Origin of the sequence: Terrabacter sp. 2TAF16 (genome assembly GCF_052115065.1) — a bacterium.
GTDB lineage: Bacteria > Actinomycetota > Actinomycetes > Actinomycetales > Dermatophilaceae > Terrabacter.
In genome coordinates, this window is the sequence record NZ_JBFRFZ010000005.1 from 168,917 (window position 1) to 192,488 (window position 23,572).

At 71.2% G+C, this 23,572-nt stretch carries 21 protein-coding genes; 6 read left to right on the forward strand and 15 right to left on the reverse strand.

Annotated elements, in window-relative coordinates; genetic code table 11:
• Window positions 1–30: 30 nt before the first annotated feature.
• Together AB4Z14_RS08025 and rpsO are read right to left on the reverse strand one after the other, a co-directional pair.
• On the reverse strand, window positions 31–2,274 hold the full coding sequence (locus AB4Z14_RS08025) for a polyribonucleotide nucleotidyltransferase (protein WP_442274748.1): 2,244 nt from the start codon (window positions 2,272–2,274) through the stop codon (window positions 31–33).
• Between the two features lie 170 nt (window positions 2,275–2,444).
• Entirely contained in the window at window positions 2,445–2,714 is a 270-nt protein-coding gene (gene rpsO / locus AB4Z14_RS08030; RefSeq protein ID WP_020142650.1) for a 30S ribosomal protein S15, read from the reverse strand.
• 262 nt (window positions 2,715–2,976) lie between these two features.
• On the opposite strand from rpsO, the gene AB4Z14_RS08035 reads away from it, so the two are divergent.
• Window positions 2,977–3,132, forward strand: a complete 156-nt coding sequence (locus tag AB4Z14_RS08035; protein ID WP_196805932.1) for a DUF6131 family protein — start codon at window positions 2,977–2,979, stop codon at window positions 3,130–3,132.
• A 172-nt stretch (window positions 3,133–3,304) separates the two neighbouring features.
• Here AB4Z14_RS08035 and AB4Z14_RS08040 read toward each other — a convergent pair whose 3' ends face one another.
• Both AB4Z14_RS08040 and lpdA read right to left on the reverse strand, forming a co-directional pair.
• On the reverse strand, window positions 3,305–3,907 hold the full coding sequence (locus AB4Z14_RS08040) for a hypothetical protein (protein WP_442274749.1): 603 nt from the start codon (window positions 3,905–3,907) through the stop codon (window positions 3,305–3,307).
• A 212-nt stretch (window positions 3,908–4,119) separates the two neighbouring features.
• Complete coding sequence (lpdA, locus tag AB4Z14_RS08045) at window positions 4,120–5,517, reverse strand: dihydrolipoyl dehydrogenase (RefSeq protein ID WP_056780291.1); 1,398 nt, start codon at window positions 5,515–5,517, stop codon at window positions 4,120–4,122.
• 175 nt (window positions 5,518–5,692) lie between these two features.
• On the opposite strand from lpdA, the gene AB4Z14_RS08050 reads away from it, so the two are divergent.
• Window positions 5,693–6,004, forward strand: a complete 312-nt coding sequence (locus AB4Z14_RS08050; RefSeq protein WP_442274750.1) for a DUF3311 domain-containing protein — start codon at window positions 5,693–5,695, stop codon at window positions 6,002–6,004.
• Window positions 6,001–7,686, forward strand: a complete 1,686-nt coding sequence (mctP, locus tag AB4Z14_RS08055) for a monocarboxylate uptake permease MctP (protein WP_442274751.1) — start codon at window positions 6,001–6,003, stop codon at window positions 7,684–7,686. Before AB4Z14_RS08050 ends, mctP begins: the two co-directional genes overlap by 4 nt.
• 182 nt (window positions 7,687–7,868) lie before the next feature.
• Here mctP and AB4Z14_RS08060 read toward each other — a convergent pair whose 3' ends face one another.
• Genes AB4Z14_RS08060 through ileS form a run of 11 tightly spaced genes read right to left on the reverse strand, consistent with a single transcriptional unit; the run spans window position 7,869 to window position 20,148 of the window.
• Complete coding sequence (locus AB4Z14_RS08060; RefSeq protein WP_442274752.1) at window positions 7,869–9,005, reverse strand: FUSC family protein; 1,137 nt, start codon at window positions 9,003–9,005, stop codon at window positions 7,869–7,871.
• A gap of 54 nt (window positions 9,006–9,059) precedes the next feature.
• Window positions 9,060–11,066 (reverse strand): peptidoglycan D,D-transpeptidase FtsI family protein, encoded by a 2,007-nt coding sequence (locus tag AB4Z14_RS08065; RefSeq protein WP_442274753.1) that lies wholly within the window; start codon window positions 11,064–11,066, stop codon window positions 9,060–9,062.
• Window positions 11,063–11,563, reverse strand: a complete 501-nt coding sequence (locus AB4Z14_RS08070; RefSeq protein ID WP_442274754.1) for a rod shape-determining protein MreD — start codon at window positions 11,561–11,563, stop codon at window positions 11,063–11,065. Before AB4Z14_RS08070 ends, AB4Z14_RS08065 begins: the two co-directional genes overlap by 4 nt.
• Entirely contained in the window at window positions 11,560–12,384 is an 825-nt protein-coding gene (gene mreC / locus AB4Z14_RS08075) for a rod shape-determining protein MreC (RefSeq protein WP_442274755.1), read from the reverse strand. Before mreC ends, AB4Z14_RS08070 begins: the two co-directional genes overlap by 4 nt.
• A gap of 4 nt (window positions 12,385–12,388) precedes the next feature.
• Window positions 12,389–13,423: a rod shape-determining protein gene (locus AB4Z14_RS08080; RefSeq protein ID WP_442274756.1), complete on the reverse strand. Its 1,035-nt coding sequence runs from the start codon at window positions 13,421–13,423 to the stop codon at window positions 12,389–12,391.
• An 18-nt stretch (window positions 13,424–13,441) separates the two neighbouring features.
• Entirely contained in the window at window positions 13,442–13,870 is a 429-nt protein-coding gene (ndk, locus tag AB4Z14_RS08085; RefSeq protein WP_056769807.1) for a nucleoside-diphosphate kinase, read from the reverse strand.
• Window positions 13,867–14,316: a DUF4233 domain-containing protein gene (locus tag AB4Z14_RS08090; RefSeq protein ID WP_442274757.1), complete on the reverse strand. Its 450-nt coding sequence runs from the start codon at window positions 14,314–14,316 to the stop codon at window positions 13,867–13,869. The genes ndk and AB4Z14_RS08090 overlap by 4 nt, the downstream gene beginning before the upstream one ends.
• A gap of 42 nt (window positions 14,317–14,358) precedes the next feature.
• Complete coding sequence (locus AB4Z14_RS08095) at window positions 14,359–14,805, reverse strand: hypothetical protein (RefSeq protein ID WP_442274758.1); 447 nt, start codon at window positions 14,803–14,805, stop codon at window positions 14,359–14,361.
• 53 nt (window positions 14,806–14,858) lie between these two features.
• On the reverse strand, window positions 14,859–16,250 hold the full coding sequence (locus AB4Z14_RS08100; protein WP_056769813.1) for a bifunctional folylpolyglutamate synthase/dihydrofolate synthase: 1,392 nt from the start codon (window positions 16,248–16,250) through the stop codon (window positions 14,859–14,861).
• Window positions 16,247–16,822 (reverse strand): GNAT family N-acetyltransferase, encoded by a 576-nt coding sequence (locus AB4Z14_RS08105; RefSeq protein ID WP_442274759.1) that lies wholly within the window; start codon window positions 16,820–16,822, stop codon window positions 16,247–16,249. The genes AB4Z14_RS08100 and AB4Z14_RS08105 overlap by 4 nt, the downstream gene beginning before the upstream one ends.
• Before the next feature lie 38 nt (window positions 16,823–16,860).
• Window positions 16,861–20,148, reverse strand: coding sequence for an isoleucine--tRNA ligase (ileS, locus tag AB4Z14_RS08110; protein WP_442274760.1), 3,288 nt, complete (start codon window positions 20,146–20,148; stop codon window positions 16,861–16,863).
• Between the two features lie 274 nt (window positions 20,149–20,422).
• On the opposite strand from ileS, the gene AB4Z14_RS08115 reads away from it, so the two are divergent.
• The 3 genes from AB4Z14_RS08115 to AB4Z14_RS08125 all read left to right on the forward strand — a co-directional run bounded on the left by AB4Z14_RS08115 (window position 20,423) and on the right by AB4Z14_RS08125 (window position 23,555).
• The gene (locus AB4Z14_RS08115) at window positions 20,423–21,793 is read left to right on the forward strand and encodes an FAD-binding oxidoreductase (protein WP_442274761.1); all 1,371 of its coding nucleotides are present in this window, start codon (window positions 20,423–20,425) and stop codon (window positions 21,791–21,793) included.
• A 106-nt stretch (window positions 21,794–21,899) separates the two neighbouring features.
• Window positions 21,900–22,958, forward strand: coding sequence for a M28 family metallopeptidase (locus AB4Z14_RS08120; protein WP_442274762.1), 1,059 nt, complete (start codon window positions 21,900–21,902; stop codon window positions 22,956–22,958).
• A 63-nt stretch (window positions 22,959–23,021) separates the two neighbouring features.
• Window positions 23,022–23,555 carry an NUDIX hydrolase family protein gene (locus AB4Z14_RS08125; RefSeq protein ID WP_028785370.1) on the forward strand — a complete coding sequence of 178 codons (534 nt, stop codon included), beginning with the start codon at window positions 23,022–23,024 and terminating at the stop codon, window positions 23,553–23,555.
• Window positions 23,556–23,572 lie beyond the last annotated feature (17 nt).

The window sequence follows — 23,572 nt, forward strand, 5'->3', positions numbered from 1 at the left end:
TTCGTGACCAGGAACGGTCGACCGGTTCGGTCAGGCGTCGGCAGACTCCGTGGCCGGCGCGTCGGCCTCGGCGGCCGAGTCACCGTTGTCGCCGTCGGCGAGGACCGCAGCGAGGCTGAGCTTGCCGCGCGGGTCGATCTCCTTGAGCTCGACCTGCACCTTCTGGCCGACCTTGACGACGTCGTCGACGCTGTCGATCCGCTTGCCGCCGACGAGCTTGCGCACCTCGGAGATGTGCAGCAGGCCGTCCTTGCCGGGCAGCAGCGAGACGAACGCGCCGAACGTCGTCGTCTTGACGACGGTGCCGAGGAAGCGCTCGCCGACCTCGGGCATCTGCGGGTTCGCGATGGCGTTGATCGCCGCGCGAGCCGCCTCGGCCGAGGGGCCGTCGACCGCACCGATGAACACCGTGCCGTCGTCCTCGATCGAGATGTCGGCGCCCGTGTCGTCCTGGATCTGGTTGATCATCTTGCCCTTCGGGCCGATGACCTCACCGATCTTGTCGACGGGGACCTTCACCGTGATGATGCGCGGGGCGTACGGGCTCATCTCGTCGGGCACGTCGATGGCCTCGGCCATGACGTCGAGGATGTGCAGACGCGCGTCGCGGGCCTGGGTCAGCGCGCCGGCGAGGACCGACGCGGGGATGCCGTCGAGCTTCGTGTCGAGCTGGATGGCCGTGACGAACTCCTTGGTGCCGGCGACCTTGAAGTCCATGTCGCCGAAGGCGTCCTCGGCACCGAGGATGTCGGTGAGCGCGGCGTACTGCGTCTCACCGTCGACGGTGTCGGACACGAGGCCCATCGCGATGCCGGCGACCGGGGCGCGCAGCGGCACACCGGCGTTGAGCAGCGACAGGGTCGAGGCACAGACCGAGCCCATGGACGTCGAGCCGTTGGAGCCGAGAGCCTCGGACACCTGACGGATGGCGTACGGGAACTCCTCGCGGGTCGGCAGGACCGGCATGAGCGCACGCTCGGCCAGGGCGCCGTGACCGATCTCGCGGCGCTTCGGCGAACCGACGCGGCCGGTCTCACCGGTGCTGTAGGGCGGGAAGTTGTAGTTGTGCATGTAGCGCTTGCGCGTGACGGGGCTCAGCGTGTCGAGCTGCTGCTCCATCTTGAGCATGTTGAGCGTCGTGACACCCATGATCTGGGTCTCGCCACGCTCGAAGATCGCCGAGCCGTGCACGCGCGGCAGGACCTCGACCTCGGCGCCCAGGGCGCGGATGTCGGCGAGGCCACGGCCGTCGATGCGGACCTTGTCGCGCAGGATGCGCTGGCGGATGAGCTTCTTCTGCACGGAGCGGAAGGCAGCCGAGACCTCCTTGTCACGCCCCTCGAACTGCTCGGCGAGCTGCGCCTTGACGGCGGCCTTGATCTCGTCGAGGCGCTCCTCCCGCTCCTGCTTGCCCGCGATGGTGAGGGCAGCGGTCGTGTCGGCCTCGATGGCGGACTCGACGGCGGCGTACACGTCGTCCTCGTAGTCGAGGAAGATCGGGAAGTCCTGGACCGGCTTGGCGGCCTCGGCAGCGAGCTGGGCCTGGGCCTCGCAGAGCTGCTTGATGAACTTCTTCGAGGCCTCGAGCCCCTCGGACACGACCTCCTCGGTCGGCGCCTGCTTGCCCTCGTTCTTGACGAGGTCCCACGTCGACTCGGTGGACTCGGCCTCGACCATCATGATCGCGACGTCGTCACCGACGACACGACCGGCGACGACCATGTCGAAGACCGAGCGCTCGATGTCGGAGAAGTTCGGGAAGGCGACCCACTGGCCGTCGATGAGCGAGACGCGCACGCCACCGATCGGACCCGAGAACGGGAGGCCGGAGATCTGCGTCGAGGCGCTGGCCGCGTTGATGGCCAGCACGTCGTACTGGTGGTCGGGGTTCAGCGAGAACACCGAGATGACGACCTGGACCTCGTTGCGCAGACCCTTCTTGAAGGTCGGGCGCAGCGGGCGGTCGATGAGGCGGCAGGTGAGGATGGCCTCGGTCGACGGGCGACCCTCACGGCGGAAGAAGCTGCCCGGGATCTTGCCGATGGCGTACATGCGCTCTTCGACGTCGACGGTCAGCGGGAAGAAGTCGAACTGGTCCTTCGGCTGCTTGCCGGCCGACGTCGTCGACAGGAGCATCGTGTCGTCGTCGAGGTAGGCCGTGACGGCGCCGCCGGCCTGACGGGCCAGGCGGCCGGTCTCGAACCGGACCGTGCGAGTGCCGAAGCTGCCGTTGTCGATGACGGCCTCGGCGAAGGTGATGTCTGGACCCTCCATGTGGGCCCTCGCTTTCTTTTTCTCATGTGCCCGCGCACATCGTCGTTGTGTGCGTGGTTTCCTTCTTCGGGCCGGCTGGCCCTGGTGCGGCGGACGACGGGCGTCGCCTGCCTGCACCTACGACGAAAGGCGGTCTCCGCAGCACGCGGTGACCGCCTTTCGTCACGAACTCATCGACGCAGGCCGAGTCGCTTGATCAGCGAACGGTAGCGCTCGATGTCGGTCGCCTCGAGGTAGCGCAGCATGCGCTTGCGGCGGCCGACCAGCAGGAGGAGACCACGACGGCTGTGGTGGTCGTGCTTGTGGGCCCGAGCGTGCTCGGTCAGGTCCTTGATGCGCTGCGTCAGCATCGCGATCTGGACCTCGGGAGAGCCGGTGTCGCCCTCGACCGTGGCGTACTCGGTCATGATCTGCTTCTTCACGTCAGCGTCCAAAGGCATGGATGAACCGACTCCTTCTCATCTCGTTGCGCGGTGCTCCAGGGCATGTCCACCTGGGCGCTATCGAATCCGCGGCCGTTCGACGGCGTCTCCAAGCGTAACAGCGGGGTACCTGCCGCCCTAATCGAGCCTCGGAGGGCGGCCCGCACGACCCTCCGGAGCGCGTGACCGTTTCGTGACCGTCCCCGTGTTGGGTGGGCCCGGCCCGCGGGTACGACAGAGATTGCTCGGGGAAAACCTCTTGAAGGAGACAAGCGACACCATGATCGTTCTCGGACTCATCCTGCTGCTCATTGGCATCTTCGCCAAGATCAGCATCCTGACCACGATCGGCATCATTCTTGTCGTCGTGGGCGCGGTGCTCTTCATCCTCGGCGCGTCGGGTCGCGCCATCGGTGGCCGGAAGCACTGGTACTGATCGGTCGCACCACCAGCTGGAACCAGACGCCCCCGCGGACTTCCGCGGGGGCGTCTTGCATCCCCGGCCTGCACCGGGCGCATGCCGTGCAGCCCGGGTCGCGTGCCCGGCGGCCACGGTCGTATGCCGTCCGCCCCGGCCGCGCCCCACGACCCACCCGTCCGGCGGGCGTTCAGGACGTCCGCAGCCGCTCGAGGGTGACGCGGACCGCCCGCTCGGTGCTCGTGGCCGACCACGCACCCCCGTCGAGGGCCACCCAGACGAGCCGGTCCGGCTCCGTGACGAGCAGGGTGCGCACGGGGTCGGCGCCGACGAGACTCTCCTGGCTGGCGACGAAACCGGTGACGCCCCCGAGCGTGCCGGACCGGCCGCTGCCGCACCGGCGCATCGCGTCCTCGAGGTGCGCCCGGGTCACGGCGAGGCGTGACTCACCCTGGCGGAAGCGCAGACTGACGTAGCCGACCGAGAGCGAGCCCTTGCCTGCGTCGGAGGATGCAGCCACCCGGGCACCGGCGAAGCCCGACAGCACGCGGTCGGCACCGGTCCACCCGATCAGCTCCTCGTTCGTCGAGCTCGACCACGCGAAGACCGGCAGGCCGCAGTCGGGTTCCGGCGCGGGCACCGCGGGGCAGGGCACGCCGGGGCGAGCCCGCACCTCGGTCGCTCGCCCGCCCGTCACGGAGGCTCCCGGCCACAGGTCGGCGGCCCGTACCGGCAGGCTGGCGCCGCGGTCGGTCCCAGCAGCGCAGGCCGAGTCCTCCGGCACTGCGGTCATGTCGTCGCCGGGCGTCGGTGTTCCCACCGCAGGGTCGCCCTGCTGGACCGCAGGTGGGGTGCCGAACCACGCGCCGGTCGGGCCACGTTGCGCCTGTGTCGGATCCGTCGTGCAGGCAGTCGTCCCGAGACAGAGCGCGAGGGCACCCCCCACGAACGGGAGTGCCCTCGCGAGCCGGCCGGACGGCATACGCACGCCTGTCCGGGCGACGCTCAGAAGTTGATCATGTGGCCGGCGATGCCGTGGACGGCCTCCTTGACGGCCTCGCCGAGCGTCGGGTGCGCGAAGACCGTGCGCGACACCTCGTCGGCGGTGAGGTCCCACGTCTGCGCGAGGTTGAGGACCGGGAGCAGCTCGGTGACGTCGGGACCGATCATCGCCGCGCCGAGGATCTCGTTGTGCTCCGCGTCGGCGATGACCTTGACGAAGCCGACGGGCTCACCGAGGCCCATCGCCTTGCCGTTGGCCGAGAAGGGGAACGTCGCCGTCTTGACGTCGTGGCCGGCCTCCTTGGCCTGCGCCTCCGACAGACCCATCGAGCCGATCTGCGGCTGGCAGAAGGTCGCGCGCGGGATGAAGGCGAAGTCGATGGCCATGGTCTCGACGCCGGCGATCGTCTCGGCGGCGACGATGCCCATGGCCTCGGCGACGTGGGCGAGCATGAGCTTCGCCGTCACGTCACCGATCGCGTAGACGTTGGGGACGTTGGTGCGGCCGTACTCGTCGATGGCGATGGCGCCGCGCTCGGTGAGCTCCACGCCCGTGGCCTCGAGGCCGAAGCCCTCGGTGCGCGGCGCGAAGCCGATGGCCGACAGCAGGCGGTCGGCCTCGAGGACCTGCTGGTCGCCGCCGGCCGCCGGGCTGACCGTGACCCTGACGCCGGAGCCGGTGTCCTCGACGGACTCGACCTTGGTGCCGAGCATGACCTTCACGCCGAGCTTCTTGTAGTGCTTGAGCAGCTCCTTGGACACGTCGGCGTCCTCGGTGGGGACCATGCGGTCGAGGAACTCGACGATCGTCACGTCGACACCGAAGTTCTTCATGACGTAGGCGAACTCGACGCCGATGGCGCCGGACCCGGCGATGATGATCGAGCCGGGCAGCTCGGGGTCGAGGATCTGCTCCTCGTAGGTGACGACGTTCTTGCTGACCTCGACGCCGGGGATCATGCGGGTGACCGATCCGGTCGCGAGGACGAGGTTGTCGAACGTGATCGAGCGCTTCTCGCCGGAGTTGAGGGCGACGTCCATCGAGGACGCCGACGTCAGGGTGCCCCAGCCGTCGATCTCCTCGATCTTGTTCTTCTTCATGAGGAAGTGGACGCCCCTGACGATGCCCTCCGAGACCTTGCGGCTGCGGGCGTGCGTCGGGCCGAAGCTCATCGTGGCGTCGCCCTCGATGCCGTACTTCGCCTTGTCATGGGTCAGCGTGTGCGCGAGCTCGGCGTTCTTGAGCAGGGCCTTGCTCGGGATGCAGCCGACGTTGAGGCAGACGCCGCCCCAGTACTGCTTCTCCACGACGGCGACCTTCTTGCCGAGCTGGGACGCGCGGATCGCCGCGACGTAGCCACCAGGACCGGCACCGAGCACAACGACATCGAAATCAGCCATGGCCACAGCCTATCCGTGAGCGAGAGCGCAACGAGACGGCGTCCGCCCGCACATCACGATCTGCACAGAAGTACGCAATTGACTGTGTCGCAGAGCACATGGCGGACCGTGGCGAGAGTAAGTTTCCGCGACGCACGGCCGCACCCGTCCGGCCCGACCAACGGAGGTCACTCGCGTGAGCACCACTCCGCACCGTCACGAGGCGCCACCGGCGAACAAGGGCCTGCTGGCCCTCGCCGTGGTGCTCCTCGCCATTCCCATCGTCGCCCTGCTCCTCGTCGGCACCTACGCGAAGGACGAGCCCCGTCTCGGCGGCTTCCCCTTCTTCATCTGGTACCAGTTCCTCTGGGTGCTCCTCTGCTCGGCGCTGACCTACACCGCCTACCGGATCGTGCTCAAGGCACGTCCCCACGTGCCGATGAACCCCGAGGGTGACGCCTTCGACGACGACTCCTTCGGTGACACCCGAGAGGACGGCACCCGATGACCACCATCGCCTCCGCCATCGCCCCCGCCGCCGACACTGGCGGCGTCAACGGCGTCGCGCTCACCGTCCTCATCTTCTTCTTCGTCATCGTCGCGGGGGCCGGCTTCTGGGCCGCCCGCTGGCGTCGCCCGGAGAGCATGGAGAGCCTCGAGGAGTGGGGACTCGGCGGCCGCTCGTTCGGCACGTGGATCACGTGGTTCCTGCTCGGCGGCGACCTCTACACGGCCTACACGTTCGTCGCCGTCCCGGCCGCGATGTGGGCCTTCGGCGCCGTCAACGGGTTCTTCGCCGTGCCGTACACGATCATCCTCTACCCCATCATCTTCGTCTTCATGTCGCGCCTCTGGTCGGTGTCGCACCGTCACGGCTACGTGACGCCCGCCGACTTCGTCGAGGGCCGCTCCGGGTCCAGGGTCCTGTCCCTCGCGGTCGCCGTCACCGGCTTCCTCGCGACGATGCCCTACATCGCCCTCCAGCTCGTCGGCATCCAGGCCGTCCTCGAGGTCGCGGGCGTCGGCAGCAGCACCAACTGGGTCGCCAAGGACCTGCCGCTCTTCATCGCGTTCCTCGTCCTCGCGCTCTACACCTACACCTCGGGGCTGCGCGCACCGGCGATCATCGCGTTCGTCAAGGACATCCTCATCTACATCGTCATCATCGTCGCGGTCATCTACCTTCCCTCGAAGGTCGGCGGCTGGGGCCACGTGTTCGACTCCGCCAAGGAGAAGATGACGACGACCACCAACCCGGCGACGGGCAACCCCAACGTCTTCATCCCGGGCCCCAAGGCCTACTGGGCCTACGGCACGCTCGCCCTCGGCTCGGCACTGGCGCTGTTCATGTATCCCCACTCGATCACGGCGACGCTGTCGGCCAAGAGCCGCAACACGATCCGCAAGAACGCCTCGATCCTGCCGGCCTACTCCTTCCTGCTCGGCCTGCTGGCCCTGCTCGGCTGGGTGGCCATCGCAGCCGGCACGAAGCCCGTCGGCCTCGACGGCAAGGTCAACGGGCAGCTGGTCATCCCCCAGCTCTTCGAGGACATGTTCCCGTCGTGGTTCGCTGGCGTGGCGTTCGCGGCGATCGCCATCGGCGCGCTCGTCCCGGCGGCGATCATGTCGATCGCGGCGGCCAACACCTTCACGCGCAACATCTACAAGGCGTGGATCAAGCCCGACGCGACCGTGCAGCAGGAAGCCAAGGTCAGCAAGCTCACCTCGCTCGTCGTCAAGGCGTTCGCGCTGATCTTCGTGCTCACCCTCGACAAGAGCAACGCGATCAACTTCCAGCTCCTCGGCGGCATCTGGATCCTCCAGACGTTCCCGGCTCTCGTGTTCTACCTCTACACCCGGTGGTTCCACCGGTGGGCACTGCTCGCCGGCTGGGCGGTCGGCATGGTCTACGGCACGGTGGCCGCGTACAACGTGACGAACAAGGCCACCGGTGCACCGTTCGCGGGCTCGGTCGCGAACATGCCGCTCATCGGCCAGCTCGGCTACATCGCGGTGACCGCCTTCGCGATCAACGTCGTCGTCGCCGCGATCCTCACGCTGGTGCTCCGGGCCGCCAAGGCGCCGGAGGGCAAGGACGCGACGATCCCGGCCGACTACTTCGCCGAGGCCGGTGACCCTCGCGTCGAGAAGCTGCCCGTCGGACCCCACGAGTTGACGCCCTCAGCCTGACGCGTCAACGCACGTATGCCGCAGGGCCGGGTCCGCAAGGACCCGGCCCTGCGCGCGTCCCGACTCCCCACCGTCGAGTGGCCCCGTGACCCCACCTGCCCATGTGACGACGGGGCCACTCGACCGGGTCGGACCCTCCGGGGGTGGCACCACGGGGCCACTTGAGTGGTGGGTGTGGGTGGTCAGGGGTCTCTTGGGCGTTCGGGCGGGAGGGCGGCGATGGCCTCGTCGACGTCGAGGCCCGTAACCTGGAGCAGGTCGACGACGGTGGAGCGGACCTGGGCGAGCACCGTCTCGGTCGCAAGGCTCGGCGTGCGCGGCACCTCCCCCGTCCCTGCGGCCACGGCCAGCAGCGCCGGCCGACCGATCTCGGGAGAGGCGTTCTCGGACAGGGCCCGTCCGATGACGTCCGTCGCCGACGCGAGCTCGAGCAGCAGGGTCTCGTAGCCGGGCGGCAGCTGCTCTCCGCGCCCGACCGCGACCGTGACGCGGCGGACGAGCACACGAGTGCTCCGCACCGCACGGTCGAGTGGCTCGACGAGGTCGACCATCTTGCGCACCCCGGCCGCGTGGTGACGCTTGAAGGGCGACGAGGTGATGACCGACAGGCCCTCGTCGGCTGCCTGCCGCAGCTCGCGCAGCAGGGACTCGGTGCCTCGGGCCGAGGCCAGCACCTCGGCCGCCCCCTCGACGTCGCCGTCGTGCGCGCTGGCGGCCGCCCGGCGGAGCAGCTCACCGATCTTGCGGACGGCCTCTGCGGCGGCGACCCGGGGCCGCCGCAGTGGCGCCTGGGGCACGACCGTCGCGGCGACGAGGGCGATGCCGCCGCCGATGAGTGCGTCGGTCCACCGGCCGAAGGCCTGGCCCGGGCTCGCGACGAGAGCCGCGATGACGATGCCCTGGACGGCCGACTGGGTGACGATGACCGGGCCGCCGTCGAGCAGGGTCGCGATCGCCATCGACACGAGCACCACGGCGGCGATCTGCCACGGACCGCTGCCGGCGACGTGCACGAAGACGTCTGCCGTGAAGACCCCGACGGCGACGCCGATCGCGACCTCGAAGACCCGCCGCAGCCGCTGACCGTAGGACATGCCGAGGCAGACGACGGCGACGATGGGGGCGAAGAAGGGGGACGTGTGGCCGAAGACGTCGGTCGCGAGCCACCACGCGACACCCGCCGAGACGGCGCACTGGACGAGGAGGAAGACGCGCGAGCGCAGCCGCTCGAACCGGGTGCGGACGCTGAGCCGGCTCCGGTCCCAGGCCCGGTCGAGCGCCTCGACGACCGGGGCGTCGCTCCTCAGGTAGTCGTCCACGAACGCGCCTCTCGGTCGGTCCCTGCGGCGGGTGCCACCGGGGAGCGGAGGGGGCTAGAGCCCCAGGGCAAGGATCGCATCGAAGATCTGTCGCACGGCAGGGGCGGCCACCTTCGAACCCGAGCCACCCTGGCCGACGACGACCACGACGGCATACTTCGGCTTCGTCGTCGGTCCGTAGCCGGCGAACCAGGCGGTGGCCTGCTTGCCGAAGACCTCGCCGGTCCCCGTCTTGCCCGCGAGCGGGTAGCGGTCCTGCGGGAAGCCCTTGAAGGCCGTGCCGGCCGACCCACCGGGTCTGGTCACGTCGCCCAGGGCCGAGCGGACGTATGCCAGCACGTCGCGTCGCAGCGGCACCGTGGCCACCCGCTTCGGCGCGATCACCGTCGTCGCGCCGGCCGCCGTCCGGTAGCCGGCCGCCACCTGTGGCTGCCACAGGGTGCCCCCGTTGGCGATGGCGGCGTAGACCCCTGCCATCTGGAGGATCGTCACGGCCGTGTCACCTTGTCCGATGGAGAAGTTCACGGCGTCGCCGGCGCGGTACTGGTAGCCGGCCGAGCAGTTCTCGGTGGCGAGCCGCTTGAGGTAGTCGGCACGCGACCGGTCGGTGCGGGCGACCTCCGGGTAGCCGGTGCTCGCCCGCCGGCACGTCTCGCCCTTCGTCGCGAGCCAGTACTGCTCCTTCCAGGCGCGGTCCGGGACGCGTCCGGCCGCCTCGCCCGGCACGTCGACGCCGGTGCGCCGCCCCAGTCCGAAGGTCCTGGCCATCGAGACGAAGGGGTCGGCGGCGCTGACCGGCGCGGCGAGGCCGCCCTGCGCGAGCCACGCGGCATACGCGAGGCGGTAGAAGACGGTGTCGCACGAGACGACGAGGGCGCGGTGGAGGTCGATCGGGCCGTAGCCGCGCGACTCGAAGTTGTTGAAGAGCCGACCGCCGACGGAGACGTTGGGCGAGCAGTCGTACGTCCCGTCGAGCCGGGCCCCGGCGTTGACGGCGGCGGGCACCGAGATGACCTTGAAGGTCGAGGCCGGTGGGAACGTCTCGGCCGTCAGCCGGGAGCGCAGTGGTGTGCCGGCCCGCTCGTCGGTGAGACGGGCGAGCTCGGTCGTGCTGATGCCGCCGGAGAAGACGGCGGGGTCGTAGGACGGGTAGCTGGCTGCCGCGACGACGGCACCGTTCGTCACGTCGACGACGACCGCGGCCGCCGTGTCGGCGCGCAGCTTCTGCGCCCGGGCTGACGCGACGGCTCGCACGAGCGAGGCCTCGGTGCGGGCCTGCAGCCGGGTGTCGAGGTGGGTCACGACGTCGCGCCCCGCGACAGGGGCGGTCGAGCTGACGGTGTCGGTGACGATGCCCCGGGGGTCGATGGCGACGACGGTGCGTCCGTTCGTGCCGCGCAGCACCCCGTCGTACTGCGCCTCGAGCCCGGAGCGCCCGACGACGTCCTCCGCGTCGATGCGCCCCCCGCTCCCGGTCACGTCGTCGGCACCGGCCCGGGCGACCCAGCCGAGCAGGTGGGCGGCGAGGGCTCCGTCGGGCCGGGGGTAGGCCCGCGCGGGCTCGGTCGTGACGCCGACGCCGGGGTATTTCTCGGGCTTCTCGAGCAGCGTCAGCGCCCGGCGCGCGTCGACGCCCGTCGCGACGGGGATCGGCACGTAGGGCGACCCGTTGAAGCACGCCGGGGCCGGGGGCGCCCCAGCCGTGCCACAGAGCATCGTCTTGCCCCACAGACGCTCGAAGGGCTGGCCGACCGCGGTCGCGAGACGGGTCACGAGGTCGCGTCCGCCGTCGTCCGCCCCGAGGAGGACCGAGCGCTGCACCGTGACGACGGTGTCGAAGGTGTTGTCGACGAAGGGCGTTCCGCTGCGGTCGAGGATCCGGCCGCGCAGGGCGTGCTCGGTGACGGTGCGCGTGTTGACCGTGACCGCGGCGCGGGCGAGCTCGGGCCCGTCGACGAGCTGGAGCTGTCCGAGACGGCCGAGCAACAGCCCGAAGAGCGTGACGAGCAGGACGAGCACGACACCGGCGACGCCGACCCGACGGCGCGGGCCGCGCCTCACCCGAGTCTCCGCCGCACGAGGGCCCGGTCGAGGGCGAGGAAGGCCGGTAGCAGCAGACCGCCGACGAGCACCGTCACGAGCAGCCGCCACAGCCCGTCGGTCAGCTCCACGCTGCCCTCGGCGAGCACGGCCGAGCCGAGGCGTCCGACGAGGACGACGGCAGCGGCGGCGAGCAGCGCCGCCGGGGCGCGCAGCGGCGAGCGCGACGACGCCCGGCGGAAGAAGCCTGCGACGAGCCCCGCGAGCATCATGACGAGCGGGGCCAGCCCGAGCGGGCTGCCGACGGGTGGCACGAGCTCGACGACCCACCCGGCCAGCAGCCCCACGAGGGCACCGTGCACGGGACCGCGGAGCACGGCGGTCGCCACGACCCCGACGAGCACCAGGTCGGGCACCCACCGGGGCTCCGCACCGAGACGCGGCAGCAGCGTCGCCACGACGAGGGCCGCCACGAGGACGTATGCCGTCCGCAGCACTCCCAGCAGCGTCGGCCTCATCGTCGGGCGCCCACCGTCGGGCGCGGGGTCGTGCGCGGGCTCGGGACGAGGACGGCGACGACGTCGATCGCGTCGGGGTCGACGCTCGGCCGCACCGTGGCACCACGCGTCAGCTGGCCCCGGTCGGGGTCGACGGCGGTCACGGTGCCGACGACGATCCCGGCGGCATAAGGCGTCTCGTCGACGCTGCCGAGCGTGCGCACGACATCGCCAACGACGGGGGTGGACGGCGCGATGCCGACGAGCCGGAGCGAGCCGCGGGGGCGGGACTCCGAGTCCCCCGGTGCCGGCGGCGACACCGTGCCGAGCGTGCCGGCGGGGCCGACGCGCACCGCCACGACCGAGGCAGCGCTGCCGAGCACCTGCACGTCGCTCGTCCACGGCGACACGGACACGACGCGACCGACGAGACCGTCGGCCGCCACGACCGTCGAGTCAACCCGGACCCCGTCCCGGGAGCCGACGTCGATCGTCACGCTCCGGCCGCCGAGCGCGCTGACGTCGGTGGCGACGACGCGGGCGGGCAGGAGCGTGCGCCCCGTCGTGGCGCTCGATCCGAGCAGCTCGTCGAGCCGTCCGAGCACGTCGAGGTGGTGCTGCTGTTCGGCGGCCGTGGCACGCAGACGGACGTTCTCGCTCTCGAGGGCGGCGAGGTCGTCACGCGGCGCCCCGGCGAGGGCCCGTTGGACCGGCCCCAGCACGAGCCCGCCGGCCCGGCGCACCCCGTCGGCGACCGCGAGGTGGGCGAGGTCGGCGACGAGCAGGGCGACGGTGAGCGAGGCGAGGACGACGAGGAGACGGCGGCGGACGGTCGGCTGCATGCGACTAGAGGCGGTGGTCCCCGACGAGGACGCGCTCGAGGCTGGCGAACTCGTCGACGCACCGGCCGGCGCCGCGGGCCACGGCTCGGAGCGGGTCGTCGGCGACCTGGACCGGCACGCCGAGCTCGTGGCGCATCCGCTCGTCGAGGCCGCGCAGCAGGGCACCTCCCCCGGTCAGCGTGATGCCGCGGTCGAGGATGTCGCCGGCGAGCTCGGGTGGGCACACGTCGAGCGTCGCGCGGACGAGCTCGATGATCTGCAGGACCGGCGTCTCGATGGCTCGGCGCACCTCGACCGAGCTCACCTGGACGGTCTTGGGCAGGCCGGTCACGAGGTCACGTCCGCGCAGCCGGGTCGTCAGCTCCTCGCGCAGCGGGAAGACCGACCCGACGGCGACCTTGATGTCCTCCGCGCTGCGCTCGCCGAGCAGGAGGGAGTACTCGCTCTTGACGTAGCCGATGAGGGCCTCGTCAATCTCGTCGCCGGCGATCCGCAGCGAGTTCGACGTGACGATGCCGCCGAGGCTGATGACCGCGACGTCGGTCGTGCCGCCGCCGATGTCGACGACCATGCTCGCCGCCGTCTCGTAGACGGGCAGGCCGGCCCCGATGGCCGCTGCCATCGGCTCCTCGATCATGTAGACGCGGCGCGCACCGCACCGGGTCGCGGCGTCCTCGAGGGCCCGGCGCTCGACACCGGTCACGTCGCTCGGCACGCAGAGCACCATGCGGGGGCGGACGAGTCGCGAGGTGCGCACCTGGTCGATGAACCACCGCAGCATGCGCTCGGTCTCGTCGGCGTCGGAGACGACACCGTCACGCAGGGGCCGGACCGCCCGGATGGTGCCCGGCGCCCGGCCGAGCATCTCCTTGGCCCGGCTGCCTGCTGCGACGAGCCGGCCGGTGCCGACCTCCACGGCCACGACCGACGGCTCCTCGACGACGACCCCGCGACCCCGGACGTGGATCAGGGTGTTGGCGGTGCCGAGGTCGATCGCGAGGTCACGCCCCAGGGGGCGCAGCCACGGTCGGGAGGTCATGCCGCGATTGTGCCCCGATCAGCCCTCGAGATCGGGGAACCAGATGCCGATCTCGCGTGTGGCGGACTCGTGGGAGTCGGATCCGTGCACGATGTTCTGCTGCACCTTGGTGCCCCAGTCGCGGCCGAGGTCGCCGCGGATCGTGCCGGGTGCGGCGTCCGTCGGGTTGGTGGCGCCGGCGAGGCTGCGGAAGCCCTTGACGCAGTCCTGGCCCTCGACGACGACCGCGGTGACGGCACCGGAGCTCATGAACTCGACGAGCGGCTCGTAGAAGGGCTTGCCCTCGTGCTCGGCGTAGTGCGCGGCGAGCTGCTCACGGGTGGGCGTCAGCACGGAGAGGGCGACCAGCCGGTAGCCCTTCCCCTCGATGCGACGCAGCACCTCACCGGTGAGGCCGCGCTGGAAACCGTCGGGCTTGACGAGGACGAGGGAACGTTCGGTGGTCACCCGTCCACCCTATCGGCCGCCTCGCCGTCGGCTGCCTCGCCGTCGGCTGCCTCGCCGTCGGCCGCGGCCGCTTCACGCGTGGCCACGACGGCGTCGACCTGGCTGCCCTTGACGAGACAGGTGACCCACAGCGCGAGGAAGAAGAGACCGACGATGAGCATCATCGGCACGACGAGCGCGCTGAGCAGGGTCAGCACCTGGACGACCCAGCCGAGCGTGACGCCCCACGGGCGGCGCATGAGCCCGGCGGCCACGATGCTCAGCGCGCCGAGCCCGAGGCCGACGACGAGGTATGCCGTGCTCGGCCCGCTCCCCTCGTCGGTGGCCGCGACGGCCCGGGCCACGAGGGCACCGAGCAGGATGCAGATGGCCTGGCCGCCGAGCACCGTCGCGAGCATGCGGAAGGTGAACTTGCCGGTCTGGCCGTAGAAGATGATCGAACGCATCGGAGTGTGTCTGCCTCGGTGTGGGTCTCGTGGCCGGTGGGCTCAGTAGTTCTGGGTGGTGTCCCAGGTGCGGATGATGGCCTGGGCCTCGGCCCCACTCGCCCCCGTCGCCTCGGCGTAGAGGCTCATCGCGTCCTCGCGCCGACCGGCGAGGATGAGCTCGCTGATGCGCGATCGGGCCTCGTCGGTGAGCCGGCCGTCGGTGTAGGACGCCGCCGCGTCGCGCACGCCCGGCCCCTGGCCCGGGACGAACCATCTGTCGACGGCCCGCTTGGCGTCGGCGAGCGGCGCCCCGGTCGCCTCGCGGTAGATCTTGATGGCGTTGATCTTGTGACCGGCGCTGATCTCGCGGCTCACCCTGGCGCGCACGGTGTCGGTCAGGCCGACGAGCTCGCGGTCGGGGTCCTTGCGTCCCATGACCCGTCCCCACACGACGACGGCGACGACGACGATGACGACGATGAGGACGAGCTTCACCAGGGGGTGCATGGGGCCAGCCTAGGTCGGGGTCGAGGAAGGTCGGGGTCGAGGAGGGTCGGGGGTCAGAGGTCGGTGTGGCCGAGGAGCATCCGGACCTCGCCCGCGGTGATGACCGATCCCGTGGCCACGACGCCGCCACCCATGCCATCGGCCTCGGCGATGGTCACGGCCTGCTCGAGCGCGTCGGGCAGGTCGCGGACGACCGTCACCCGGGACTCGCCGAAGAGCTCGACGGCGAGGGCGCCGAGGGCCTCGGGCCGCATCGCGCGCGGGGACGAGCTGCGCGTGACGACGATGTGGTCGAGGGCCGGCTCGAGCACCTCGAGCATCCCGGCGGCGTCCTTGTCGGCGACGATGCCGACGAGCCCGACGAGACGGGTGAAGGAGAACGCCTCCCCGAGCGCAGCCACGAGGGACCGGGCACCGTGCGGGTTGTGGGCCGCGTCGACGAGGACGGTCGGTGACCGCCGGACGATCTCGAGGCGCCCCGGCGAAGTCATCCCCGCGACGGCCGCGGTCAGCACCTCCGGCTCGATGCGCTGCTCGCCACCGCCGAGGAAGGACTCGACCGCCGCGACGGCGGTGGCGAGGTTGCTCGCCTGGTGCGCGCCGTGGAGCGGGAGGAAGAGGTCGGCGTACTCCCCCGCGAGGCCTCGGATCGACACCTGCTGGCCACCGATGGCGACCTCGCGGGCGAGAACACCGAAGTCGTTGCCCTCGAAGACGATCCGGGCTCCTCCGACCTCCTCGACACGGTCGAGGAGGACGCGCGCGACGTCCTCGTCCTGCACGCCCGAGACGGTGACGGAGTCGGCCTTGATGATGCCGCTCTTCTCCTCGGCGATGGAGACGACGTCGTCACCGAGGAGGTGGGTGTGGTCGAGGTCGACGGGCGTCACGACGGCGACCTGGGCGTCGATGACGTTGGTGGCGTCCCACGAGCCGCCGAGACCCACCTCGATGATCGCGACGTCGACGGGAGCGTCGGCGAACGCGGCGTAGGCGAGGGCGACGAGCACCTCGAAGAAGTTCATCCGGCGACCGCCCGACTCGAGCGACCGGGCATCGACGAGCTCGATGAGGGGCGCGACCTCGTCGTAGGCCGCAATGAACTTCTCACGCGGGATCGGCTTGCCCGACAGGGTGATCCGCTCACGGATGTCGTGCAGGTGGGGCGACGTGAAGCGACCGGTGGACAGCCCGGTCTCGCGCAGGATCGAGTCGATCATGCGGCTCGTCGACGTCTTGCCGTTCGTGCCGGTGAGGTGGATCGAGGGGTAGGTGCGCTGCGGGTCGCCGGCGAGCTCCATGACCGCGCGGATGCGGTCGAGCGACGGACCGATGTCGTTCTCGGGCGCCCGGGCGAGGATCTCCTCCTCGATCTCGCGCATCCGCTTCATCTCCTCGAGGTTGCGCGCGGCCTCGACGGCAGCGGCGTCGGGACGGCCGTTCATGCGGACTCCCCCGTGCCCAGCTCGCGGACCATCCACACGCTCTCGGGCAAGCCGGATCCCGGGGCCTCGCGGTGCGTCTCGACGAAGCCGTGTCGCGCGTAGAAGCGCGCCGCCTGCTGGTTGCCCTCGAGGTAGGAGAGCGTGATGCGCGGGTGCTCGTTCTCGCGGGCCCGCTCCACGACGGCGTCCATGAGGCGCGAGCCGATCCCGTGCCCGTGGTGGCTGGGCAGCACGTAGAGCTTCCACAGCACGAACGACTCGTCCTGGGGCCCGAACGTCGCGACCCCGACGACCTCGTCGTCCTCGACGGCCACGAGGGTGCGGCCCTTGCGGATGGAGTCGGTGACGACGTCGCTCGTCCACCACTTCGCGAGGCCCATGGCGACGTACTCGGGTCCGGCGATCGGTTCGTAGGTCGCGAGCCAGGTCCGGTGCCCGACGGACAGGACGCCTGCCAGGTCGTCGCCGACGGCGCCGCGCACGACGACCCCGTCGGTCGGCCGCGTGTCGGTGCGAGCCCCGGATTCGGCCAGGTTGGAGTCGGTCGGGTCGGGGTCGGGGGTCGTGCTCACGTCGGCAGCCTCCAGCTCGTCCTCGCGGTTCGCGGCGATCATCGCTTGACCACGAGGATCGTCGCAGGGTGGTTGTCGCCGATGACGACGTCGGTCGGCGTGCCCGGCAGTCCGTCGGGCAGGGCGTGGTCGGGTCCGGCTGCGGCGAACTGCGTCGCGAGCGTCTCGCCGACGATGAGGTCGCGGTGCGTCACCGTGGCCTCGAACACCTCGGCACCGCCCTGGACGGTCAGGCTGATGCGGTCGCTGACGTGCAAGCCGGTGTCGCGCCGGGCCTGCTGCACCGCGCGGACGAGGTCGCGGGCCAGCCCCTCGGAGGCCAGCTCGGACGTCACGGTCGTGTCGAGCACGACGAAGCCTCCCGAGGGCAGCATCGCCGTGGCACCGGCCTCGGCAGCGTCGCCGGCGACGACGGTCTCGAGGGCGTACTCCCCCTCGACGAGGGCGAGACCGCCGACGGTGACGGTGCCGTCGGCGTCGACGCTCCAGTCGCCCGACTTGCTGCCCTTGATGGCGCGCTGGACGTCCTTGCCCAGCCGAGGCCCGGCCGCGCGCGCGTTGACGGTGAGGCGCTGGCTGACCCCGAAGTCGGACTCGCTCGCCGTGGCCACGTCGACGAGGGTCAAGGCCTTGACGTTGAGCTCGTCCTGGATGATCCCGCGGAACGGCTCGAGCTTCGCCGGCTCGGGAGCCACGACCGTCAGCTCGGCGAGCGGCAGGCGCGCCCGCAGGCCCCGGGCCTTGCGCAGGCTGGACGCCGTCGAGCAGATCTCGCGAGCCCGGTCCATCGCGACGACGAGCTCGTGGTCGGCCGGCAGGTCGTCGACCGTCGGATAGTCGGCGAGGTGCACCGAGCGCTCGCCCGTCAGGCCGCGCCAGATCTCTTCGGTCACGAGCGGCAGCAGCGGTGCCGTGGCGCGCGTGACCGTCTCGAGCGCGGTCCACAGGGTGTCGAAGGCCGCGAGCGACTCGTCGGTCTCGCCGCCCCAGAAGCGGTCGCGGGAGCGGCGGATGTACCAGTTGGTCAGGACGTCGAGGAAGCCGCGCATCGTGTCGCACGCCGCAGCGATCTCGTAGGCGTCGAACTGCTCGGTCATGTCGCCGACGAACTCGCGCAGCTTGGCGAGCAGGTAGCGGTCGAGGACGTCCGTCGAGCTCGTCGAGCGCTGGGCCTCATAGCCCTCCCCGCCGCGCGCCGTGTTGGCGTAGAGCGAGAAGAACGACCACGCGTTCCACAGCGGGATCATCACCTGGCGCACGCCGTCACGGATGCCCTGCTCGGTGACGACGAGGTTGCCGCCGCGCAGGATCGGGCTGCTCATGAGGAACCAGCGCATCGCGTCGGCGCCGTCGCGGTCGAAGACCTCGCGGACGTCGGGGTAGTTGCGCAGCGACTTGCTCATCTTCTGGCCGTCGGAGCCGAGCACGATCCCGTGGCTGACGCACGTCTTGAAGGCGGGCCGGTCGAAGAGGGCCGTCGCGAGGATGTGCAGGGTGTAGAACCAGCCGCGCGTCTGGCCGATGTACTCGACGATGAAGTCGCCCGGGAAGTGGTGCTCGAACCAGTCGGCGTTCTCGAACGGGTAGTGCACCTGGGCGAAGCTCATCGAGCCGGAGTCGAACCAGACGTCGAGGACGTCCTCGACGCGGCGCATCGTCGACCGGCCCGACGGGTCGTCGGGGTTCGGACGCGTCAGGCTGTCGATGAAGGGGCGGTGCAGGTCGGTGACCTCGACGCCGAAGTCACGCTCGAGCTCCTCGAAGGAGCCGTAGACATCGAGGCGCGGGAACTCCGGGTTGTCGGACTTCCACACCGGGATCGGGCTGCCCCAGAAGCGGTTTCGCGAGATGGACCAGTCGCGGGCGTTGGCGAGCCACTTGCCGAACTGGCCGTCCTTGATGTGCGAGGGCGTCCACTCGATCTCCTGGTTGAGCTCGAGCATCCGCTCCTTGATCTTCGTGACCTCGACGAACCACGACGAGACCGCCATGTAGATGAGGGGCTCGCGGCAGCGCCAGCAGTGCGGGTAGCTGTGGTCGTAGGTCTCGCGGCGCAGCAGCACCGTGCCGGCCGTGACCGAGCCGGTCTCTCCCTCGCCCCGGGTCGCCGCCTTGAGGTGGTCGATGATGTGGGCGTTGGCGTCGAAGACGTGCATGCCCTCGTAGTCGGTGACGGGCCAGAGGAAGCGGCCGTCGGCGCCCACGGGGACGACGGGCTCGATGCCGGCCGCGTCGGTGACGATCTTGTCCTCCTCACCGAAGGCGCCGGCGGTGTGGACGAGCCCGGTGCCGTCCTCGGTGGTGACGAAGTCCGCGGGGAAGACCTGGTGCGCGCGCTCGTGTCCCTGGTAGTAGGAGAAGGGCGGCGTGAAGGAACGGCCGAGCAGGTCACGGCCCGCGAGCCGCTCGACGACGCGCTCGTCGAGCGTGGACAGGTCGACGTCGGCCCCGAAGAGGTCCTTGGCGTAGGCCCCGAGCCGGGCCGCACCGATGACGTAGCGCTCGGTCTTGCCCGTGCCGTCGGACTCGACGACGACGTAGTCGATGTCGGGGCCGACCATGATGCCGAGGTTGGCCGGCAGCGTCCACGGCGTCGTCGTCCACACGAGCGCGAGCTCGCCGGTCTCGAGGCGCAGCCCGATGGTGACCGCGGGGTCCTGGCGCATCTTGTAGACGTCGTCGTCCATGCGCAGCTCGTGGTTGGACAGCGGCGTCTGGTCGTTCCAGCAGTAGGGCAGGACGCGGAAGCCCTCGTAGACGAGGCCCTTGTCGTGCAGCTGCTTGAAGGCCCAGATGACCGACTCCATGTAGGAGGGCTCGAGCGTCTTGTAGTCGTGGTCGAAGTCGACCCAGCGCGCCTGGCGCGTCACGTAGTCGCGCCACTCGCCGGTGTACTTGAGCACCGAGCTGCGGCAGGCGTCGTTGAACGTGTCGATGCCGAGCTCGACGATGTCCTGCTTCGTCTTGAGACCGAGCTGGCGCTGGGCCTCGAGCTCGGCGGGGAGGCCGTGGGTGTCCCAGCCGAAGCGGCGCTCGACGCGCTTGCCGCGCATCGTCTGGTAGCGCGGGACGATGTCCTTGACGTAGCCGGTGAGCAGGTGGCCGTAGTGCGGCAGGCCGTTGGCGAAGGGGGGTCCGTCGTAGAAGACGAACTCGTTGGAGCCGTCGGTGCCCGCGTCGCGGCCCTCGACCGAGGCGATGAACGTGCCGTCCTCGTCCCAGTACTTCAGGACCCGCTGCTCGATCTCGGGGAAGCGCGGGTTGGACGGGACCCCGCCCGTCGTGGACTGGTCGGCGTCGTTCGTGGTGACCTTGGGATAGGTCATGCTCGTGGTCTCCTGCGTTCGCGTCTGTTGGTCGCTCGTCTCTGCCACGAGGACGACGTCTCCTGCCGGAGGCTGCCGCGGTACCACCCCGCTTGCCGCACGTGCCCGCCCGCTCGGGCAGACGGCATACGGCCGCTCTTGTCGAAGGCTGTGACGGGCCCACCCGTCCGGTTCTAGTGGGGGTCACCCGCCGAGGAGGGTGACCCTGTTCTTCCGGAGGCTCGCCGCTGATACACGGCTCCGACGCCTGTGCCGTCCAGTCTAGCCTGTCAGCATGCCCAGCCTGCCCGAGCAGATCGCCCATCGTGAGGTCACCGACGCGGACGTGCGCCGGTCGTACGCGCTCGACGCCACCGTCGCCCTCGCTCCCCCACCCGACGACTTCGCCGTCATCCGGGCCCGCGACGTCAGCGACGTCGTGGCCGTGCTCGAGCACGCCCAGGCCACCGGCACCGCGGTCGTCCCGCAGGGAGCGCGCACGTCACGGTCGGGCGGCGCCGTCGCCACCGAGGACTGCATCGTGCTCAACGTCGAGGCGCTCGACACCATCCACGAGGTGAACGAGCTCGAGGGGTATGCCGTCGTCGGCCCCGGCGTCGTCAACGCGGACCTCAAGCGTGCTGCGGCGTCGGCAGGCCTCTTCTACGGGCCCGACCCCGCGTCGTGGGAGACGTGCACCATCGGCGGCAACATCGCGACGAACGCCGGCGGCCTGTGCTGCGTCAAGTACGGCGTCACGTCCGACTGGGTCAAGGCCCTGCAGGTCGTGCTCCCGGGCGGCGAGGTCATGCGCACGGGTCACCGCACCGCCAAGGGCGTCGCCGGCTACGACCTGACCGGCCTCTTCGTCGGGTCCGAGGGCACGCTCGGCGTCGTCACCGAGGCCGTCGTGCGGCTCGAGCCGGCGCCCGACCCGGCCCTGACGGCCCTGGCCGTCTTCGACTCGCTCGACGCCGCCGTCGCCGGCATCGTCGCGCTGCGCCGCGATCCGCACCGCCCGTGCCTGCTCGAGATCATCGACCGCACGAGCGTCCGGGCCATCCAGGCGTTCGGCGACTTCGGTTTCCCCGACGACTGCGCCGCCGTGCTGCTCGTCCAGTCCGACCGACCGGGTCACGTCGCCGACGACGTCGCGAGGTATGCCGCCCTGCTGGAGTCCGCGGGCGCGACCGACGTCGCGGTGGCCGACGACGCGCAGGAGTCGGAGGCGCTGCTCGCGGGGCGCCGCGTCATGAGCACCGCGTTCGAGGCGATGGGCGGCCGCCTCGCCGAGGACATGTGCGTGCCGATCGGCCGGCTCGCCGAGTTCGTGCGCGGCATCGAGGCCATCTCCGAGCGCCGGTCGGTGCTCATCCCGGTGAGCGGCCACGGCGGGGACGGCAACCTGCACCCCTCGATCGTCTTCGCCCACGACGACCCCGACAGCCTGGCGCGCGCGTGGGAGGCCTTCGACGACCTCATCCGGCTCGGGCTCTCCCTCGACGGCACCATCACCGGCGAGCACGGCATCGGGTCGGTCAAGGTGCCGTGGCTCGGCCTCGAACTCGGGGACGCCGAGCTCGATCGGCAGCGTCGCCTCAAGGCCGTCTTCGACCCGCTCGGCATCATGAACCCGGGCAAGGTCTTCGCGGTTCCCGGCGCCTGAGGCCCGCGGCGCGGGTTTCGTGAGTCCTGTCGGCACCCGGTGCCGGTGGATCTCCAGGACCGTGCGGCTCGACGGCCACCCACAGGTGACCGGGTTAGCGTGCCGGATGGCCGCCCCGACCCGTCGTCGGCGCCGGTCGCGCACCGCGCCGGCCGTCGTCGCCCTCCTCGCGACTGCGACCGCGTGCACCGGCGGAGCGCCGGGTCCCGGGTCCGTGGGCGCGTCCCCCTTGTCCGCGCCGACCTCCGCGCCGACCTCCTCGCTGCCCTCGGCGTCGACGGCGGCCGCCGCGCAGACGCCTCCGTCGACCTCCCCCTCCGACTCACCCTCGCCCTCGGCCTCGCCTGTGACCCCACCCCGCGCGGACGCCTTCGACGTCGACACGGTGCTCGGCGGCATCCGTGCCCTGGCGGCGATCGGTCCGCGTGACGCGGCGAGCCCGGCGAGCGACAGGGCTGCGGCCTACGTCGCGGGGCGGCTGCGTGCAGCCGGCTACCGCGTCACCCTCCAGCCCGTCGCCGTGCCCGCCGGTGTGTCGTGGGGCGTGCGGGTCCCCGGCGGCACGACGGTGGACGTCGTCGCCGACCCGCCCGGCTTCGACCCGACGCAGCCGCACGTCGTCGTGGGCGCGCACCTCGACACCGTGCCGCAGTCGCCCGGGGCCGAGGACAACGCGTCCGGGCTCATGGTCATGGCCGAGGTGGCCCGGATGACGCGCCAGCAGCCCGGCGCGCTCCCCGTGCGGTTCGTCGCGTTCGGTGCCGAGGAGGCGCGGGGCGGCAACGGCACGCTGTATGCGTTCGGCTCGCGGCACTTCGTCGCCGGACTGGGCGCGTCCGAGCGACGCGCGGTCCGCGGCATGGTCGCCCTCGACCGGGTGGGCGTGCGGGCCGCTGCGGTGCCGGTGTGCCACGTCGCCGGCGCCGACACCTCCCTCGCGGACGCGATCCGTCGCGCAGCGGTCCCCGTCGCCGCGACCAGGGTGTGCGTCAACAGGGCCAGCGACCACGTGTCGTTCGAGAGGGTCGGCATCCCCGCCGTCCGCCTCGGCAGCGTGCCGTATGCGGCATACCACTCGGCGACCGACGTGCCCACCGTCGTGGACCGGGGACAGCTCGCCCGCTCGGGGGCCGTCCTCTGGGCGTGGATCCGGTCGCTCCGGTGAGCCCCGACGCGCCGCGGATGGACCGCGCCCGGGCTCGGGGCACGCATTTGGCAGGATGACGTCATGACCGAAGTGGACACGACGGGTGCGTGGCTGAGCCGCGAGGACCTCGACAACGCCCGTGACCGACTGCCGATCCTCTACGTCCACGCGATCCCGGTCCGCGTCGACGACCGCGGCGTCGTCACCCACGTCGGGCTGCTGCTCCGCGCCGACAGCGACGGCGGCATCGGCCAGGAGGTCGTCGGCGGTCGCGTGCTCTACCACGAGCGCATCCGCGACGCCCTGACCCGGCACGTCGAGAGCGACCTCGGTCCGATGGCGCTCCCGCGCATCCCCCTGTCGCCGCAGCCGTTCACGGTCGCCGAGTTCTTCCCGACGCCCGGCGTCACGCCCTTCCACGACCCGCGGCAGCACGCCGTCTCGCTCGCGTTCGTCGTCGCCGTCATGGGTGACTGCCGGCCTCAGCAGGACGCCCTCGACCTCTCCTGGGTCACACCGGAGGAGGCCGCGTCTCTCGCCGTGCGCGGTGAGATGCCCGGCTCGCACGGCGTCCTCGTCCGGCAGGCCCTGGCGCACGTGGGTTTCCCGGTCTAGGACGCGACGCCGGGACG